The sequence below is a fragment of the Winogradskyella wichelsiae genome (assembly GCF_013403925.1).
Classification (GTDB): domain Bacteria; phylum Bacteroidota; class Bacteroidia; order Flavobacteriales; family Flavobacteriaceae; genus Winogradskyella; species Winogradskyella wichelsiae.
This window is the reverse complement of the sequence record NZ_JABFDJ010000003.1, coordinates 155,131-174,521: the sequence shown is the minus strand read 5'-3', so window position 1 is coordinate 174,521 and position 19,391 is coordinate 155,131. Positions and strand designations below refer to the sequence as shown.

Genomic DNA, 19,391 nt, shown 5'->3' with positions numbered 1-19,391 from the left:
AGGAGACATTAATCATTTCATGTTATCCTTAGCTGTTTTAATTGAAAGCGCATTATTTATTCCTTAAATTTGTAGGCCTTTTTTAATACAGCATCACAATACATGAAAAACACCATAGACACCATAACCGTTTTAGATTTAGAAGGTATTCCGGTAGATTTGATGCGCACTTATAGAAATAAAATCTTATTACTTATTATTTATAATAATGATTGTTTAGGTTGTACGGGACGTGCCATTCCTTTGGCTTATGAGTTTCAGCAAGAGTTTTCTAGTATACAAGTGGTTGGGATTCATGCGGATTTTGTGGGTAGAACAGGCACAAAAGACACTATTAAAGCCATTTTTACGAGTGGTGAGCTTCCTTTTCCAATTTATAGAGATCCAGATCATCGAGTTTATGATCAGTTTACGTCTGAAGGGACTCCGCAATGGGTTTTAATTGCTGCAGATGGTACGCTCTTCCGTTCAGTATTTGGGTCTCAAGATAACGCAAAGAATCGGTTGTTTTATGCTTTGGAAAGTCTTGTGAAAACGGATACTCCGACTTAATTTCTTTTAATTAAACCACACGACTATTTTACAAGGTTCTCGATACCTCTCAACCATAAAGGGTCGAGGCACTCCAACTGACGGTAGATAGGAAAAAGCGTTAAATGATAGGAATTAACCCTATAACTGTTAATTATCAACTAATTTTAGGGCTTGTATGATTACTAATTCTTTTCTAAATATGTTATCTCCTAAAAAAAGCATCGCCATTATTACAGGGGTTCTCTTTCTAATTACGGCCTCAGTTAATTTAGAAATGCCGCTATTTAGAATCTATACCGAAAATGAACATTTTGGTGTGGGCATGGTAGGCTTTGCTTTTGCCTCTTATATTGGAGGGCTTTTGCCTACGGCATTGTTCTTTGGTGGGCTTTCGGATAAAATAGGTAAGAAAAAAGTGCTTATCATGGCGTTGTTGCTCTCTACACTTTCCGTTTTAATCATTAGTCTTTATCCTAACTTATATGTGCTGTTTGCCTCAAGAGTATTAGTCGGTTGTGCTGTGGCTTTGTCTATTGCAACAGGTAGTAGTTTTCTTTCAGATTTGTTTACAACGGATAAGGAGACCAATTCCTCTAATATTGTTGCCTTAGCTACCGCTTTAGGTTTTGGGAGTGGTGCTTTATTTACGGGGATTTATTTGGCCTATTACACCACATTAGTCCCGCTTACTTATTGGGTTGTACTGGTGCTTTCTGTTGTTTGGTTGTTGATCACGATGACCTTGCCAGAGTCGGGTTATAATCCAGATAAAAAAATGATAAAACTACCTTTATTTCCGAAAGGAGCTTTTAAGTTTAATATTTCCGTGGCTTTATTTTGGGCGGCGACCGGAGTTGTTATTTCTATCATCCCCACTCAGATCGCCAAGTTTGATCTCGGTGGATGGAGCGGTCTATCCTTATTTTTAATCAACGGCACAGGAGCGCTGTTTCTACCGATCGCCAAACGTTTTTCAGTCCGTAAGTGTATGACTATTTCTTATATTTTATTGCCTGTTGGCTTTACGTCTCTAACCTATGGTAGTATTAATGGTTATCTGCCTTTTGTACTTACGGGTTGTGCTATTGTTGGTATGGTGGCTTATGGCTTTGGTTATTTTGGAACCCTTAAAGGGGTTTCAGAACTTATCCCTGTAGAAAAGCCTAGAGTCGTTTCGGGTTATTTATTATATGGCTATTTAGGTTTTGGGGTGCCAAGTATTGTTTTGGGTTTAACCTCTGAAAAATTTGGCATTGAAAACTCACTCTTTAGCTATCTGTGTTTTACTGTAGTGGTCATAGGTTTTTTACTTTATGATCATTTTAAAACGTCGCAATCGGTTGTCGTTAAGCCCTAGATAAATATGCTTAGTGCGATTGGTTATTATAGTGAATTCTTACCTTCTCAGAAATGACAAAGAGACGGATGGAGTCAATTAAAACACCTCTTAAACCTTAATTTAGGTGAAGCGTATTTTTTAATTGATTTTCGATAAATTTCACACCTATTCTACAGTTTATTACAGGTTAGAAACTTTCGATTATTTCGTTTATCGAACAAATAGCATTATGATGATTATGTATATGCTTTATTTTGCAAACGATTTAATTGTTTTAAAGAGATGTCTGATATTTATCCAATAAAGAGTTAAATAGTTTGAATCGCTACTCTAACACTATAGAATAAACTAGTTTTGCCCATCTAAAAATTAACGGTTATTTTTTAAAATAGTAGCTCTAACCTATCGATAGATTAATAGATGAAACCCTATTTTAAATGGAGCTGTAATTTAGAACCATTGTAATAAAAGCGAGACGACAGAATGAAGTTAAAACAACGTAGAAAATTAGTCACTTATTTAAATATTTTAGACCAACCAGTCCGTTTTAATCCTTTTGTTTTTAGTAGAACGTTTTTATTATGGGCTTTAACGGGCTTATTAGGAGGTGTTATAGCAGGAGTATATTGGATTGGAATTGAATTTTTAACCCATCAATTAACTTTTTTTACGGGTTGGCAGGTCATTCCTTTAATGGCCACTTGTGGCCTTATAGCTGGTTTAATCATTCACTTTATTGGAGATCCAGGGGAAATACATTTAATCGTTAACAATATTAAATTTAATAAAGGAAAATTAGATCCCAAGAATAATCCGTCGATGGTGCTATCATCGTTACTATGTATTTCTTCCGGAGGTAGTTTAGGTCCAGAAGCCCCACTAATACAAGTTACAGGTTCTACAGGTACGTGGATAGGAAAACTGTTTCGACTTAAGGGTGAGGCTTTACGATCTTTAAGTATTGCTGGTATGGCCTCAGGTTTTACGGCTTTATTTGGTGCGCCTTTAGGGGGTAGTTTATTTTCTTTAGAAATACTTCATCATAAGCACGCTGTAGAATATTATAAGGCTATTATGCCTGCATTTGTTGCCAGTTGTTTTAGTTATTTGGTCTTTGCTTTAATTGTTCATTTAGGACTTGGGCCCATATGGGATTTGTCTGCCTATGAATATTCGGGCCTTTTTGATTTTGGTTATGCTGTTCTTTTTGGTAGTGTAGGCGCTGCTTTTGGATGGGCCTTTATTTTTTGCACTAAGTTTTTTAAAACACTTTTTGAGAAACGTCCTATTCCTATTTACATTAAAACACTTATAGGTGGGGTTTTACTAGGCGTTATAGCCTTTTATTTTCCAATAACGAGATACTTTGGGCATCATGAAATTAATACTTTACTTAAGGGAGAGTTTTCTTTGACCTTATTATTTTCTATTTTGTTCTTTAAGATTGTTGCCATTTCAATAACAGTGACATCAGGCTGGCGCGGTGGATTTATTATTCCCTTATTTTTTGTAGGTTCTGTTTTAGGTTTAATTATAAATCACCTATTTCCTTCGGTCAATGTTACTTTGGCCATAGTAAGTTGTATGGCTGCAATTAATGCTTGTGTTACACGTACCCCAATGAGTACCACTATTTTATTAGCTACTTTAACAGGATTTGGACACCTTATCCCTATATTATTTGCGAGTTTAACAGGCTATTTTTTAGCACCAAGACGTCCCTTTATAGCCTCTCAAATGGAAGAAGAATAATTAATCTAACACACTATTGAAGTTATAAAGCGAAGGCTCAATTCATTTTTTTACTTGCTTTTTTTTAAATACTCAGGTAACTCTTTACTTAACCAATCTTCACGTACAGGAACATGCACATCTAAATCTACGGTTTCTTCTAAAGCCCAAAACTCGTGTGGTACATTTTCTGGAAACACAATGACTTCTCCTGCTTTAACTTCGACAAACGTTTCTATACCATCAATCATTGTTTTGATTTTAACTTTTCCAGACATAATGTATGTAATCTGTTCGTTTGGGTGCTGGTGCCAAGGAATATGAGCTCCTTTTTCTAAATTAAAAATGGTCATTTGTCCTTTTTCGCCATGAAACCATTTACGTTTGATTCCTTCGCCAATTGTTTCAGATTCCATGTCATCAAAATTGAAATGTTGCACTTTTGAGGTTGCTATAGAATCTTTAGTTGTTATTTGTGCATTTGCAGTATGGCTAACAAACAATGTTGCTATGCCTAATGCTGCTATAATTGATTTGAAATTAGTCGCAAGTCTGAAATTAAAAGCGTTTAAGATGTCTGCTTTAGCGATGTTTGGTACTGTCATATTATATGGTTTTATAAAGTGGTTGATTAATGTGATACAAATTTAGAGGTATCCTTCTTCTTTCTTTAAGTACAAGAGAAGGTTTTGATGCTTTTTTAAGTATGAAATTCTCTTAATTTAAGTGAAGTCATCCTTATGTATATGATTTAAAATCATGTGAATCTTTATTATTACAATTATAAATTTACTTTATCCATCTAAAAGTGAGATTAATTCTAGGCTGAATTTGTTTTGAGGTTTTTGGTATTTTGTGTTTCCAATTATCTTGCGTTGCACCTTGCATAAGTAGTAGGCTTCCATGCGCTAACGGAATAGAAATCCGTTTTAAATCATGACGTGTGGCGTGTTTTAATTGAAACGGTCTTGTGGCTCCAAAAGTCACCGAGCCAATAACGGTATTTTTCCGTTGACTTTCTTCATAATCTTGATGCCAATCGACACTATCCTTTCCGTCTCTGTAGTAATTAAGTAAGCAGCGTGTAAATTTAACATCGACCTCCTGCTCTATGCGTTCCTTAATTTTTATTAACTCCGCAGTCCAAGGACGTAGCTTTGCTTTTTTTCCAACATAAGCGACTTCTAAATCCGTATCGCCATACCATGCCGTAAGTCTTGGTAAATTTACTTGTTTGCCATAAATGGTCATGGCATCTTGCTCCCAAGCGGTGTGGTTTAAGAGAGCTGTATATAGCGCATTGCTTTCTGCTTTAGTGAAAAAGTTTTCAAATAACGTTACATCAGCACCTGGTAAATCAAATGTTGTTTTACGAATTTCATCAGTAGAAAATAAATCGGTTTGATGCAATAGATCCATGTTAATACCCTCCAAATAGTTGGTCTGTTAATCGCATAAAAAGTCAAAACCTAACAGAAAAGAGGTGTTATTTTCTTTCTTGAACGTTATGTGTCCTAAGATCTTTAATAAAAAAGGCAAACATAATAATGATAAAAAAGGCAAAAGGTAATGAGGTTATAATTAAGAGGCGCTGTACAGCTTCTAAAACATTAATATTAGCTTTTACATTTCCTAATAAGACTAAAGCTATGGTAGCTAACAAAATGAAAATAGACCAAATGACACGATGTGTTTTACTCGGGTTTTTAGCTCCCTTATCCGTAAACATACTTAATACAAATACGGCAGAATCTACTGAGGTGATTAAAAAACTGATTAATAAGAAAACCGATGTTATGTTTAAAAAGGTCGCATACGGGTAGTGTTCAAAAAAGACAAATATGGAAGAAAATACGTTACCGAATTCATTGTTATAGACTCCCCATCCTTCAATTAAATTAAAAGCAGCAGTCCCAAAAACAGAAAACCAGAAAAAGGTGCCTAAACAAGGGATAATTAAAACCCCTAATAGCAACTGCCGTATGGTGCGTCCTTTAGAAATGCGAGCAATAAAAATACCTGTAAAAGGTGCCCAAGATAACCAGAATGCCCAATAATAGAACGTCCAACTTGTTAAAAACTCTGTTCCGGGATTATAATCGCCGATCGCCAAACTCATAGGGATAAAATCTATGATGTAATAAAAAGTAGCAGTAGCAAAAGACGTTAAGATAGCGCTCATATCGCTGGTAGCAAAAATAAATATGAGGATGGCAAGCGTGACTATAATATTTAATTTAGAAAATATTTGAATCCCTTTGTTAACCCCTTGCCAAGCAGAATAACAAGCCACAGCAGAAATAAGTACACAAAGTAAAATAGTTGTTGTTAAGCCAAAGTTGGCATCAGTTATATGATTAATACCTCCTTTTATTTGCGTTGTTCCCAAGCCTATGGCGGCAATTAGGCCAAAAACGGTTGTTATAATAGTGATGACATCGACAGTATGTTTAGCGGTGTTACTTTTAACATGATCTTCTATTGTGGCACTGATGCTTACTTTTCTTTTTTTAATATACAAGCCGTAACCAATAATTAAGGCAAAAAGACCATAAAAGGCCCACGCAGTTAATCCCCATTGGTAAAACGTAAACTCTAGTGCTAACGTATCTGCGGGTAAATTAGAACTGTAAGGTGAGTTTTGTTGCATATAAACAGGCTCTTGTACGGCCCGCAATAAAATACCAGACCCCATGCCCGCACTGTATAACATGGCCGTCCATGCCCAAAGCGAATATTCAGGTTGGGCTGTAGGTTGACCTAATTTTAGGTTTCCGTAACGCGAGCAGGCTATTGCTAACAAAGCTAAAACACAAGCAAAACCTAAGTAGAGGTAGAAATATCCAAAATAATTCCGTACCCATAAGGATGCAATATCTATGGCGTTGTAACTTGCTTCAGTAGCAAAAAACACCAATACAGTGCAGGTGAAAATGATGGCTATTGAAAAGGATAAAATGGAGTGTTTTTGAATGAATTTAAACATTAGAGATCCGTTGTGTTTTTACAAAAATAGGAATTAGAATGTAAATTTTAAGTTGAGAAGACGACATTATAAAAACCAAACTTAAATTATTAAAAATCCGTTTATTAAATGTCGATTTTACATTATCCCACATTACAATTACCATCCGTAAATTAACAAGAAATTATTAAAAAGATTTTTTGAATTGTTATCTTTGCAGTGCTTATGAAACAAGCTTTCCATAAAATAATGTCTTTTGCAATGGCTTTTGTAGTGTTATGCTCTACGATGTCGTTTACTTTGAACATGCATTATTGTGGAGATACTTTAGTGGAGACAGTGTTATTCCATAAAGCAAAAGGTTGTGGCATGAAAATGGAAAAACCTTTAGCTGAAGGTTGTGCCATTACAAAAAAAGATTGCTGTAAAAACGAACGGTCTGTCGTTGATGGTCAAGATGAACTGCAACTGTCTTTGGAAAAGATCACTTTAGAGCAGCAGCTTTTTATTACTTCATTTGTTTACACTTGCATTAACTTTTTCGAAGATCTTGAAGCAAAAACACCTTCTTACAAGACTTATAAACCGCCATTGGTCCGAAAGCAACTCTTCAAGCTAGACGAGACCTATTTAATTTGATTTTTAAACAATAGCCTGTTTTATCCTATGACTGCATAATGTTATAAGGATAATTTGCTGTATTCGGTGTTTTCCTAATACCAATGTCTAATTGTTTAATAATCAACGCTAATGCTAAATAAAAGCATCAAATTTTTAATAGAACATAAACTTGTAGCGGTTCTAATGCTCGCTCTATTTGTAGGATGGGGAACTGTTAACGCCCCTTTTAATTGGGAGACAAGTTTTTTACCAAGTGATCCTGTGGCGGTAGATGCCATTCCAGATATTGGTGAAAATCAACAAATTGTTTTCACAAAATGGGATGGTCGTTCACCACAAGATATAGAAGATCAAATTACCTACCCACTGACCTCTTCTCTACTAGGTATTCCTGGAGTCAAAACCATTCGTAGTTCTTCGATGTTTGGCTTCTCCAGTATTTATATCATTTTTGAAGAAGACATTGAATTCTATTGGAGTCGTAGTCGTATCCTTGAAAAACTCAATTCATTACCTAACGACTTATTACCAGAAAGTGTAAACCCTGCTTTAGGACCAGATGCTACAGGTTTAGGACAAATTTATTGGTACACTTTAGAAGGTAGAGATAAAGACGGAAACGTTACTGGTGGTTGGGATTTACAAGAATTACGAAGCCTACAAGATTACTATGTAAAATATGGTTTATCTTCTGCAAGTGGGGTTTCTGAAGTGGCTTCTATTGGTGGGTATGTGCAAGAATATCAAATTGATGTGAATCCAGAATTGATGCGCCAATACAACATTGGATTAAATCAAGTTGTAAAAGCGGTTAAAGAAAGCAATAAAGATATAGGTGCACAGACTTTAGAAATTAATAAAGTTGAATATTTAGTTCGTGGTTTAGGCTATGTAAAATCGATAGCAGATATAGAAAATGCCGTCGTCACTTCTAAAGATTTTACGGCCATTAAAATTAAAGATATTGCCAAAGTTTCTTTAGGTCCTGCCGCTAGACGCGGGCTATTAGACAAAGAAGGCGCAGAAGTAGTTGGTGGTGTTGTGGTAGCTAGATATGGTGCAAACCCTATGGAAGTAATTACGAATGTAAAAGCCCAAATAGAAGAATTAAAAGGTGGTTTACCTTCTAAGGTTTTAGCAGACGGACGTACATCTCAATTAACAATCGTTCCTTTTTATGATCGATCAGAACTGATTGCAGAAACCTTAGACACCCTTAGTGAAGCTTTAACCTTAGAAATATTAATTACTATTTTGGTGATTATTGTAATGGTCTTTAATTTAAGAGCTTCTATTTTAATTTCGGGCTTGTTACCTGTAGCTATTTTAATGGTATTTGTGACCATGAAACTCTTTAATGTGGATGCCAATATTGTGGCATTATCTGGTATAGCCATCGCTATTGGTACCATGGTTGATGTTGGCGTCATACTCGCCGAAAACATGATTCGCCATCTCGATGAACAGGAAAATGTCATTCCGACAGAACGAGGCACGAGCGACGAGGAATCTCATAACAAGAAACTATCCATAAACGAAGTTATTTACAACGCTACTGCAGAAGTTTCTGGCGCTATTTTAACTGCTGTTTTAACGACTATTATCAGTTTTGTGCCTGTATTTACAATGATTGGTGCCGAGGGGAAATTGTTTAGACCTTTAGCGTTTACTAAAACAATGGCACTATCAGCTTCTTTAGTGATTGCTTTGTTTATAATTCCGCCTTTAGCAGCTTTTTTATTCCGTAAAACAACCCTAAAAAACTCGTTTAAATACATTGTAAGTGGTGCTTTAATTCTTGCAGGAATTGTAATTGTGATAAGTGGTCATTATTTAGGCCTTATAGTAATCGCTTTTGGAATTTCTGCCTTATTAGGTGTTTTAGGAAAGCTAGATGCTAAAAAAGTAAATCTTCTTAATATCATTATCTCATCAATTGCCATTGTATTTCTATTGGCAGAATATTGGAGACCTTTAGGTTTTAATCGTAGTAGTTTTATAAACTTAATTTTTGTGTCTATTATTTGCTTCGGAATTTTAGGAATATTCTCAGTTTTTAGAAAATATTATGGCCGAATTTTACAATGGGTTTTAGCGAATAAGATGTTGTTTTTAATGGTTCCGATAACGGTTCTTATTTCTGGGTTTTGGATTATGAACAACACAGGAAAAGAATTTATGCCTTCTTTAAATGAAGGCTCTTTTCTACTCATGCCTACTTCTCTTCCGCATGCTGGAGTTGAAGAAAATAAACGTGTGTTGCAGCAATTGGATATGGCGGTTGCGACCATTCCAGAAATTGAAACAGTGGTTGGTAAAGCTGGTAGAACAGAATCTTCTTTAGATCCTGCTCCTTTGTCGATGTACGAAAACATGATTCAGTATAAACCGGAATACATGCGTAATTCCGAAGGAAAAAGACAACGTTATAAAGTAAATACTGATGGTTTTTTTGAGTTAAAAACAAAACGTTTTATTACTTCAGGAACATCCGTTGAAAACGCTCAATTAATAGAAGACAACGACGGAGAATTCTATAGAAACTGGCGACCAGAAATTAAAAGTCCAGATGATATTTGGAAAGAAATTATTAAAGTGACCAAGTTACCCGGTGTTACTTCTGCTCCGAAATTACAGCCCATAGAAACACGATTGATAATGCTACAAACAGGTATGCGAGCGCCCATGGGAATTAAAGTAAAAGGGCAAGATTTAAAACAAATTGAAGCTTTTGGGTTGCAATTAGAAAGTCTTTTAAAACAAGCTGAAGGTGTTAAAGTAGAAGCTGTTTTTGCTGATAGAATTGTTGGGAAACCTTATTTATTAATTGATATTGATAGAGAAAAAATAGCACGCTATGGCATTTCTATAGAGGATGTACAAAGTGTTTTAAAAGTTGCTATTGGTGGTATGGCTTTAACTCAAACGGTTGAAGGCCGAGAACGTTACGGCGTTCGCGTACGTTATCCTAGAGAATTACGTGGCAACCCAGAAGACATTAAAGATATTTATATTCCTGTAGAAAAGGGAAATCCTGTTCCTTTAAGTGAATTAGCGACTATTAAATATGAACAAGGTCCGCAGGTGATAAAAAGTGAAGATACTTTTTTAGTGGGTTATGTTTTGTTTGATAAAATAGATGGTTTTGCAGAAGTTGATGTAGTTGAAAATGCACAAGCTTTGTTTCAACAAAAAATAGATTCAGGGGAATTAACGGTTCCTAAAGGGATCAGTTATAAATTCACGGGAACTTATGAGAACCAATTGCGAGCAGAAAAAACACTAGCAGTTGTGGTGCCTTTAGCATTGGCTATTATTTTCTTGATACTGTATTTTCAGTTTAAATCGGTAACCACTTCGTTAATGGTATTTACCGGAATTGCGGTTGCATTTGCAGGTGGTTTTATTATGATTTGGTTATACGGACAAGATTGGTTCTTCAATTTTAGCTTCTTTGGCGAGAATATGCGAGATCTTTTCAATATGAAAACCATCAATTTAAGTGTGGCCGTTTGGGTTGGTTTTATTGCCTTATTTGGTATTGCAACAGATGACGGAGTTGTCATGGCAACTTATTTAACGCAAACTTTTGATCGTGAAAAACCATCAGATAAAATGAGTATTAGAGTTGCTGCTTTAGAGGCAGCTAAGAAACGTATTCGTCCGTGTTTAATGACAACTGTAACTACTATTTTGGCATTATTACCTGTTTTAACATCCACAGGAAAAGGAAGCGATATTATGATTCCAATGGCAATTCCAATCTTTGGAGGAATGGTAATTGACATTACCTCCTACTTTATCGTTCCGGTTTTATATAGCTGGAGAGAAGAGTTTAAGTTGAAAAGATTAGAGAGAAAAGAGCTTAGAAAATAGATATAAAAACATACAATGGAAAACTATAAAAATCATATAACACACAAAGTAGTCTTACTTCTTGGATCTTTATTCTTTGTTCTACAAGGAAATTCTCAAGAACTAGAAACCTACATTAATATCGCTTTAGAAAATAATCCTGAAATTCAGAAATTTGAGTTACAGTATCGAATTGCTTCCGAAAAAGTAAATGAAGTAAATACCTTACCAAATACCGAATTTAGTGCAGGTTATTTTGTGTTAGAGCCAGAAACACGAACAGGAACGCAGCGCTTTAAAGTATCGGCAAAACAAATGTTGCCTTGGTTTGGAACCATTACTTCTCGTGAAAATTATGCGAGTTCTTTGGCCGATACAAAGTACGAAGATATTGTAATAGCCAAACGAAAACTGATGGTTTCCGTATCTCAATCGTATTATAAATTATATGTAAATAAAGGCAAACAAGCTATTTTAGTAGAAAACAGCAAACTGCTTAAAACTTATGAAATATTGGCATTAAAATCGATTGAAGTCGGTAAAGCTTCTGCAGTAGATGTTTTAAGATTGCAAATGCGTCAGAATGAATTAGAACAACTCAAATTGGTTTTAGAACAACAGTATTTAGCAGAACAAACCGCTTTTAATAAGCTTTTAAATAGAGAAAATACGATTAAAATTGATGTTGTTGATGCATTAATAATGCCTTCCGAAGATTTTGAAATCAATACTAAAAACCTTGCTTTGCATCCTGAATTGCTGAAATACGACAAACTGTTTCAATCTATAGCACAATCAGAATTAATGAATCAAAAAGAAAGTCAGCCTTCCTTTGGTTTTGGGTTCGATTACATCAATATTAATGCAGGATCTGACATCACTTTTAGTGAAAAAGGAAAAGATATTTTAATGCCAACTGTGTCGTTATCTATTCCGCTTTTTAATAAGAAATATAAATCGAAAACGAAGCAAAACGAGTTACAACAACAAGAAATTGAAGCACAGAAACAAGAACGTTTAAATACTTTAGAAACGCTATTAGACAAAGCTGTAACCGATCGAATTTCTGCAAGCATCACGTATAAAACACAAGTTAAAAATATACAGCAAGCCAAAGATGCAGAAGCTATTTTAATTAGAAGTTATGAAACAGGAACGATTGATTTTAATGATGTTTTAGACATTCAGGAATTACAATTAAAATTTCAAATGGAACAAATAGCATCTATTAAGAACTATTATATTCAAACCACAATTATCAACTATTTAACGAAATAATGATAACACATACATATTCCTATTTTATGATTGCTGTATTAGCCATGGGTTTTGGCGCTGTTTCAGTTACAGCTCATGCCTTACGATTAAGAACAATTAAAGTTTAAATAAATATAAATTATTATGGAAAATTCAAATCATCACTCAAACAATGGAAACTATACAACTTTCTTTTTAATGTTAGGATTATCATTTGTAGCCATGTATATCACTATGTACTTAAATACTTACGCTATAGACCATGTTTATTTTAGTTTAACGCGCTTTTATATGGTGTGTCTAGGGATTTCAGCGATGGCGGTCATAATGCTATTATTCATGCTAAAAATGTATAAAAATAAAAAGAAAAATATAGCAATACTGATAGGAAATCTAGTGCTTTTTATTAGTGCATTAGGCCTCGTTAGAGCACAAGCACCAATTGTAGGAGATGTGTTTTGGTTAAAAGGGATGATTCCTCATCATTCTATAGCTATACTAACAAGTGAACGTGCAGATTTACAAGACCCCGAAGTTAAAAAATTAGCCAATGATATTATCGAAGCACAACGTAAGGAAATAGAAGAAATGAAAGCAATGATTAAACGATTAGAAAATGAAAAATAAAAAATTAGTCATTTATATAGGACTATTAGCGCTCGGCTTTTTATTAGGAGGGATGCTTTTTGGAGGAGCATCAGATACTGAAAATGAGGACATGCAAGTAACGGAGCACAACCATGTTGATGTTGAAGAGACAAGCCAGATGTGGACCTGCTCTATGCATCCGCAAATTATGCAACCAGAAGCTGGCGACTGCCCTATTTGTGGTATGGATTTGATACCTGCAGCACATAGTGCAGAAGGTTTATCTGTAAATGAATTTAAGCTTTCTGAAAATGCAATGGCCTTAGCTAATATACAAACTTCAATTGTAGGTAAAAGTATTTCTACAGTTGATTCTGGAGTAATGCTGTCAGGAAAAATTACAGAGAATGAAAATGAAACAGCTACAATGCCAGCGCATTTTGATGGAAGGATAGAAAAACTATACGTAAATTCGTTAGGCGAGCAGGTTAACAAAGGACAAGCTGTTGCTCAAATATATTCGCCAGCCTTAATTGCAGCGCAACAAGAATTAATAACAGCTTATAAGTTGAGAGCCTCACAACCGCAGTTGTATAAAGCGGTTAGAAATAAATTTAAGAATTGGAAAATTCATGGTGCGTCATTGGATGATGTAGAACAAACCGGACAAGTGAAAACGAGTTTTACTATTTATTCTCATGTTTCTGGTGTAGTTACTGAAATTGCCATAAATGAAGGCTCTCATATTATGGATGGAAAACCGATTTTTAAAGTGTCTAACTTAAATACGGTTTGGGCAAATTTTGATGTGTATGAAAATCAAATCAGTGAATTCAAAAAAGGACAAGCCATTGTAATCCGCACTAACGCATATCCTAATAAAACATTCAAAGGAAAGGTCGACTTTATAGATCCTATTTTAGATACCAAAACAAGAACGGTAAAATTAAGAGTTGTCTTAAATAATAAAAATGGACTTTTTAAGCCAGGTATGTTTGTAGAAGGAGAGCTTAAAGGAATTACTGATTCAAGTGAAGCACATTTTGCCGTTATCCCTGCTTCTGCGGTGTTATGGACAGGGAAACGCTCCGTAGTATATCTAAAGACAAACCCAAATGAACCTATTTTTGAAATGCGAGATATTATTTTAGGTCATCAAATAGGTGAAAATTATCAGATTTTAGAAGGTCTACAAGATGGTGATGAAATTGTTACGAATGGGACATTTACCATAGATGCTGCGGCCCAATTACATGGTAAGAAATCAATGATGAATAAGGACGTTGGCAAAGTTATGACGGGTCATGAAGGACATATAGGAATGCACATAAATACTTCTGAAGCTGAAAAGCCTTTAAATAAAAATGCAAGACTCAAAGTCTCTGAGGAATTTAAAAATCAATTAAACATTGTTTTTAATACTTATATTGAATTAAAAAATGCGTTAGCAATAGACGCTTCTGAACATGTGATAAATCAATCTAAGGTATTATTAGCTAATTTATCTAAAGTAAATATGAAATTACTCACGGATAACGATGCACATACACGTTGGATGTCATTAAAAAAAGACATAGAAACTACAGCACAATTAATTTCAAATACAGAAGATCTTAATATGCAAAGAACAAATTTTAAATACTTATCAGCTAGTATGGCAAACGCTTTAGAAGTGTTTGGTATTAACGAGAAGGTATATCATTTGTACTGCCCAATGTCTGATCATAATAAAGGGGCGTATTGGTTAAGTAAAGAAGATACCGTAGTTAATCCGTATTTTGGAGGAGCTATGCTGACTTGTGGGGACGTTAAACAAATTATTAAATAATAACAATAAATATAAAAACAATGAACAGAGTAATTTTGAGTGTAGCCGTCATCGCTGCTATTGGTTTAACAAGCTGTAATAACGATGTGAAGAAAGAAAAAGAAGTGACTACCATAGCTTCTGAAGTCTCAAAAGATATCACTATAGTCGATTTATCTTTTGGAGTAAGAGGTAATTGCGGTATGTGTAAAAGCACCATCGAAGATGCTGTAAAGGCTGTAGATGGGGTTACTGAGGCTACTTGGGATGTGAGTAAAAAGAAGATTGACGTCTCTTTTGACGCTACTAAAACAGACGCTATAGCGCTTCATAATGCTATTGCAGCCTCTGGTTATGATACTGATAAAGTAGCCGGAAGTGAAGTAGCTTACAAAGGTTTGCCCGATTGTTGTAAATATGAGCATGATATGGCTATGAATCAATAAACTGATCTTTTAAATAATATTTTAAACACCTATTAAAAAAAACGTATTTTGATAGGTGTTTATTTTTATGAAATAAAAAGGATAGAGAATATCGTAAAAGGGTTAGGTTAGATATTATACCTTTAAAAAGGTAAAATAAAAGGTGGTACCACTCCCCTCTTCACTTTCTAACCAAATACGACCTTTGTAATGGGTCATAATTTTTTTTACAATAGAAAGGCCTATCCCCGAAGAAGTGCTGTTACTTTCTAATTTAGTGAATACCTTAAATATTTTTTCAAAATAATCGGGTTTAATCCCCACGCCATTGTCTTTAATAAAGAACTCAAAAAGGTTATCCTTTTCTGTAAAACCTATTTCGACTGTTCCTTTGTCCTTGTCACTATACTTAATGGCATTTTGTATTAGGTTTTGAAAAACCTGTTTAAATCTCCAGGTGTTACCATAGATAGTTGGTAGGTTGTTTTGTACGGTTATGGTAATGTTTTCTGGGATCAACATTGTTTCTAGCACCTCGTTGATGAGGTTATTAAAATCGACGAGTTTATCTTGACTTTCTAATTTATCGATGATGGAGTAATCAAGAATCCCTTTGATTAAGAAGTCCATTTTCTCAACATTAAATAATACTTGATGCAATGGCTTTAGATCATTTTCACTTAAAGTTTCTTTATGATCCTCCATAAACCAACCTACTAATGTGTGAATATTAATCAGTGGTGCTTTTAAATCGTGAGATACTACATGAGCATATTCGTTGAGTTCTTCATTTTGAAGTGACAAGTTTTGTAGTAGCTCTTCTTTTTTCTTTTCTTGAGCTTTAATGTGTTGTTCGTTTTCTTTTCTCTGAATCACATTAACCAACATATTGGCATATACAAACAAGATATTTTTTTCGTTTTCGGTATACTTATTTACTTTTTTAACCGCATCGAAGCCTATAAACCCGATGAGTTTGTTGTTTTTAATTTTAGGAATCGTGATTAAACTTTTAATACCTTGAGGTTCTAATACGGCACGTAAGCCCAATTCACCATCTTGTGGTAGTAAACTAACATCTTCTACATAAAAAGCGTCACCATTTTTATGTGCTTCTACCCATTGCGGAATGTAGCCTATAGGCACATTTTGTAGATTTTCTAGTTCTGGTTCTATATCTGAAGCACACCATTCATAGGTATTAGATGTTGTATTGTTTACAAAATCGTATGAAAAAATATAGCTTCGGTCTGTTTCTACAAATTCGCCAATCTGCTGCAGTGACTTTCTGATTAGGGTATCAATATCTGATAAATCAGAATTGATATAGGTCGTCGAAATATTAATTAGTAAATTTTGAAAGTGCAGTTGTCTTTCTATAATTTTATCTTTTTCTAGCTGTAATATTTTTTCAGTTTCAGAACATTGGTTTTGCTTTGCGTCGTTTTGCTTCATGCGGTTCTCAAGATTTTAGGACATCAATTTAGAGTTTTACTTTGCCTAAGATACTAGATCCCTTTATATTAAAAAAATAAGATTTATTAAAACCAATGGTTTTAATAGGTTTCTTGCTAAAAAGTGATCGTAATTATTTTTAAATGCCCTCTATTTTATATTGCGTTACAAAATCATCTTCAATCTCCTTATAGCTATTGGTACAGTATACATGATCTATAGTTTCTTTTAATTCCTTGAAACCATAATTAAATTGGGCATGGGTTACGTACAGACAAACTTTAGATGCTCCCTGTTGTTTTAAAGCTTCGGCTAAGAATTTAAAAGTTCTACCACCATCTGCTAAATCATCGACAATTAAACATGATTTGCCTTTAACATCTCCTTGAATACTAATAATAGGTTTTCCATTAACTCTAACTTTGTTAGATGGTACAAGGTCTGCGTTTAGTTGTTCTGCAATTTCGTGTGTTGTTTTATACGCTCCTGCATCTGGACTGACCAATACGGGATTACCAATTTGGTTAAAGGTTTTTTCTACGTATTGAAAATGCGATAGTTTTTCTGCATTATTAATTAATGCCAATGAAATAGGACTATGCGGATGTAGAATGGTTACTTTATCAAAGTTCATGTCGTTAATAAACTTACAAATTACTTTTAAATCAAAAGATTCTCCTTTATTAAAACGTCGGTCAGACCGTTGCCCAATTAAACAAAATAAGGTCAGTTGTGCAACCCTGGTTTTGTGCATGGCGTTTTCGGCGTCCCAAGCCTCTTTGATAGCCGCTGCCTTAAATAAGTCTTCATAGCTATTGCCTCTCAATTTTACATGTAAGTCACCATTTTTTACTATTTTAGCAGCAACTTGTCTGTCTTTAAATGTCTTTATTTCGTATGTCATCAGTCAATTTTTTTAAATTGTAATAAGCTTCTTTTAGGCCTGCTCTATCATCTAATAATATATTGTAATAAGGTTTTCTGGTTGGCATTAAAGGATTTTCATTAATTAAATCGAAAGGGATTTTACGCTTTTTTAAATCCGCTTTAATGACTTCTAATTTTTTACCTTCGTTGCCTGTAAAAAGTATCATTGTAAAGCCTAAAGCTTTGCAAGTTCTAAGTAGTGTTATTATTTTATCGTAATTGATCCCTTGGTTGTGGTAATCAAAAACAGTATTATCGTAATCGAAAGCTACAAAAAGATTTTTGTGTTGTAAGTAGTCTTCTCGTAGCCTTTGATAAAAATCAAAATCAAATAGATCCATTAATTTTTGCTCTTATTTCTTGTAAAGTAATTTGGTTTACAAATTCACCGTCTTTATAAATAACTTGTAATTCACCTTCATTTTCTTCTTCAGGAGTTATTTGATCCACCAATACGTATTCGTTATCCACAACCTCCACTTTAACTAAACCTTTGGCAGATTTTTTAATCCCATCATCTGTAATAGGATCCTTAAAAATCTGTCTTCGTTCTCCATTAACCACAACAGATGTTGCTTTCATGGCAAAACCAAAAGTATCTCTAGTGTTAAACTGGTATGTAAACGACCCGATACCTAAAACAACATTGGTTGTTGCAAACCCTTTATCACTTAGACGCTGGCAAATGTTTTCTGCTCTTTCGGTTGTAATACTATCTCCGTAAATCGCACCAATATGGCTATCTAAAACTTTATAACCTTGAGCGTTTGTGGTGCCCCCAAAAATATCCCATAGTAGCTCTACAACCCCTTTTTCTTGTGGTGTGTTTGCACCAAGCTTATGAGATTCACCACAGATAATAGCTACAGGATCTCCGCTATCTGGACGAATAACCAATTTACCATCTCTAGATAATACTTCTTCTTTAAGCTTTGGTAAATATTGAGTAAGTACTTTCCATAAATCCCAAGTATCACTTACTACAGATAGAATTCCGCTAGGATAGGTTTCCATTAACGTTTTAAAGGTTCCTATTTCGTCATCTTTAGTCCCTGCACACATCACAGAATGTTCTGTAGCATTTACAGAGCCTATTACAAAGCCTTCTGCATTATAGTACTTACGGAAACTGCTAATAACAGGCAGTGTATCGGATCCTAAAAAGACAGCACCGTGTCCCATACCAGAAGCAATGGCGCTTTGCAAGCCACCCATGCCGCGCATAGAGAAATCGTGTCCTTGAAAATCGATAAAAGCACTATTATCTTTATCAGTTTTTAAAACCCATTCTTTAAAAATCCGTTTGTAACGTAATGCAATAGACGCCGACGTCATCGGCTGCCATAGCATGGTTGATAGAATTGTTTCTAAAAAATTAGTGATCCAAAAGAACTTTTTATCGGTATTCACTACGGTAAGCATCGGCACTCTAATAGGTACCTCTACTCCTTCTGGTAACGATTTTACTTTTATAGGTAAAAATTGTAAATCGTGCAGTTCCTCGTAATGTGTTACATCATAATCGACTCCTAAGTAAAGTGATAACTCTTCTTTTAACTCATTACAAACCTCTGCTTTGGGTTTAGAAAAGAAGTTATCTTGAAAATAATTATGTAACCATTTAAATACATATTGTTGTCCGAATGACACTACTTTATTACAACCCTTTGGTGCGTAAGCATTGCTTCTCGGAGTCCAGTTAGAATAAACTTCTTCTGTTCCTTTTGGATATTGTTGGTGGTGTCCTGTTTTATAACCGTCGGTTAATAATAGTGCGTTCATATTTTTTTTGTTTGCGTAATTGTTACACAAATATAATTTAGATTATTAAAGTAAACAACTTTATAATGCGTTATTTTTACGCAAATACATTATTATATTGATTTT

16 protein-coding genes are annotated in these 19,391 nt (G+C 34.5%); 9 read left to right on the top strand and 7 right to left on the bottom strand.

The window, feature by feature from the left end; all coding sequences use genetic code 11:
- The first annotated feature begins 102 nt into the window (after positions 1 to 102).
- The 3 genes from HM985_RS08035 (at position 103) to HM985_RS08025 (ending at position 3,625) form a co-directional block, all read left to right on the top strand.
- The gene (locus HM985_RS08035) at positions 103 to 552 is read left to right on the top strand and encodes a TlpA family protein disulfide reductase (protein ID WP_179375760.1); all 450 of its coding nucleotides are present in this window, start codon (positions 103 to 105) and stop codon (positions 550 to 552) included.
- A 157-nt stretch (positions 553 to 709) separates the two neighbouring features.
- Positions 710 to 1,891, top strand: coding sequence for an MFS transporter (locus HM985_RS08030; RefSeq protein WP_262886518.1), 1,182 nt, complete (start codon positions 710 to 712; stop codon positions 1,889 to 1,891).
- Between the two features lie 465 nt (positions 1,892 to 2,356).
- A complete protein-coding gene (locus HM985_RS08025; RefSeq protein WP_179375758.1) occupies positions 2,357 to 3,625 on the top strand; it encodes a chloride channel protein in 1,269 nt (422 codons plus the stop codon).
- Between the two features lie 50 nt (positions 3,626 to 3,675).
- Here the strand turns inward: HM985_RS08025 and HM985_RS08020 are convergent, their stop codons facing one another.
- The 3 genes from HM985_RS08020 to HM985_RS08010 form a co-directional block, all read right to left on the bottom strand.
- Complete coding sequence (locus tag HM985_RS08020; protein WP_173589378.1) at positions 3,676 to 4,209, bottom strand: cupin domain-containing protein; 534 nt, start codon at positions 4,207 to 4,209, stop codon at positions 3,676 to 3,678.
- 184 nt (positions 4,210 to 4,393) lie between these two features.
- The gene (locus HM985_RS08015; RefSeq protein ID WP_179313303.1) at positions 4,394 to 5,023 is read right to left on the bottom strand and encodes an alpha-ketoglutarate-dependent dioxygenase AlkB family protein; all 630 of its coding nucleotides are present in this window, start codon (positions 5,021 to 5,023) and stop codon (positions 4,394 to 4,396) included.
- Positions 5,024 to 5,090: 67 nt separating this feature from the next.
- A complete protein-coding gene (locus HM985_RS08010; protein ID WP_179375757.1) occupies positions 5,091 to 6,590 on the bottom strand; it encodes a BCCT family transporter in 1,500 nt (499 codons plus the stop codon).
- Between the two features lie 204 nt (positions 6,591 to 6,794).
- Between HM985_RS08010 and HM985_RS08005 the strand changes: the two genes are divergently transcribed.
- The 6 genes from HM985_RS08005 to HM985_RS07980 all read left to right on the top strand — a co-directional run bounded on the left by HM985_RS08005 (position 6,795) and on the right by HM985_RS07980 (position 15,143).
- Entirely contained in the window at positions 6,795 to 7,208 is a 414-nt protein-coding gene (locus tag HM985_RS08005; protein ID WP_246284978.1) for an HYC_CC_PP family protein, read from the top strand.
- A gap of 111 nt (positions 7,209 to 7,319) precedes the next feature.
- The gene (locus HM985_RS08000) at positions 7,320 to 11,066 is read left to right on the top strand and encodes an efflux RND transporter permease subunit (RefSeq protein ID WP_179375756.1); all 3,747 of its coding nucleotides are present in this window, start codon (positions 7,320 to 7,322) and stop codon (positions 11,064 to 11,066) included.
- Positions 11,067 to 11,081: 15 nt separating this feature from the next.
- Positions 11,082 to 12,323: a TolC family protein gene (locus HM985_RS07995; RefSeq protein ID WP_179375755.1), complete on the top strand. Its 1,242-nt coding sequence runs from the start codon at positions 11,082 to 11,084 to the stop codon at positions 12,321 to 12,323.
- A 123-nt stretch (positions 12,324 to 12,446) separates the two neighbouring features.
- Positions 12,447 to 12,929 (top strand): DUF305 domain-containing protein, encoded by a 483-nt coding sequence (locus tag HM985_RS07990; RefSeq protein WP_179375754.1) that lies wholly within the window; start codon positions 12,447 to 12,449, stop codon positions 12,927 to 12,929.
- Positions 12,919 to 14,718, top strand: coding sequence for an efflux RND transporter periplasmic adaptor subunit (locus tag HM985_RS07985; protein ID WP_179375753.1), 1,800 nt, complete (start codon positions 12,919 to 12,921; stop codon positions 14,716 to 14,718). The genes HM985_RS07990 and HM985_RS07985 overlap by 11 nt, the downstream gene beginning before the upstream one ends.
- Before the next feature lie 20 nt (positions 14,719 to 14,738).
- Positions 14,739 to 15,143 carry a heavy-metal-associated domain-containing protein gene (locus HM985_RS07980; protein WP_179375752.1) on the top strand — a complete coding sequence of 135 codons (405 nt, stop codon included), beginning with the start codon at positions 14,739 to 14,741 and terminating at the stop codon, positions 15,141 to 15,143.
- Positions 15,144 to 15,257: 114 nt separating this feature from the next.
- Here HM985_RS07980 and HM985_RS07975 read toward each other — a convergent pair whose 3' ends face one another.
- The 4 genes from HM985_RS07975 to HM985_RS07960 form a co-directional block, all read right to left on the bottom strand.
- Positions 15,258 to 16,577: a GAF domain-containing sensor histidine kinase gene (locus tag HM985_RS07975; protein WP_179375751.1), complete on the bottom strand. Its 1,320-nt coding sequence runs from the start codon at positions 16,575 to 16,577 to the stop codon at positions 15,258 to 15,260.
- Between the two features lie 139 nt (positions 16,578 to 16,716).
- Positions 16,717 to 17,481: a phosphoribosyltransferase family protein gene (locus HM985_RS07970; RefSeq protein WP_179375750.1), complete on the bottom strand. Its 765-nt coding sequence runs from the start codon at positions 17,479 to 17,481 to the stop codon at positions 16,717 to 16,719.
- Positions 17,456 to 17,845, bottom strand: coding sequence for a hypothetical protein (locus HM985_RS07965; protein WP_179375749.1), 390 nt, complete (start codon positions 17,843 to 17,845; stop codon positions 17,456 to 17,458). The genes HM985_RS07970 and HM985_RS07965 overlap by 26 nt, the downstream gene beginning before the upstream one ends.
- Positions 17,832 to 19,286, bottom strand: coding sequence for a nicotinate phosphoribosyltransferase (locus HM985_RS07960; protein WP_179375748.1), 1,455 nt, complete (start codon positions 19,284 to 19,286; stop codon positions 17,832 to 17,834). The genes HM985_RS07965 and HM985_RS07960 overlap by 14 nt, the downstream gene beginning before the upstream one ends.
- Between the last annotated feature and the right edge of the window lie 105 nt (positions 19,287 to 19,391).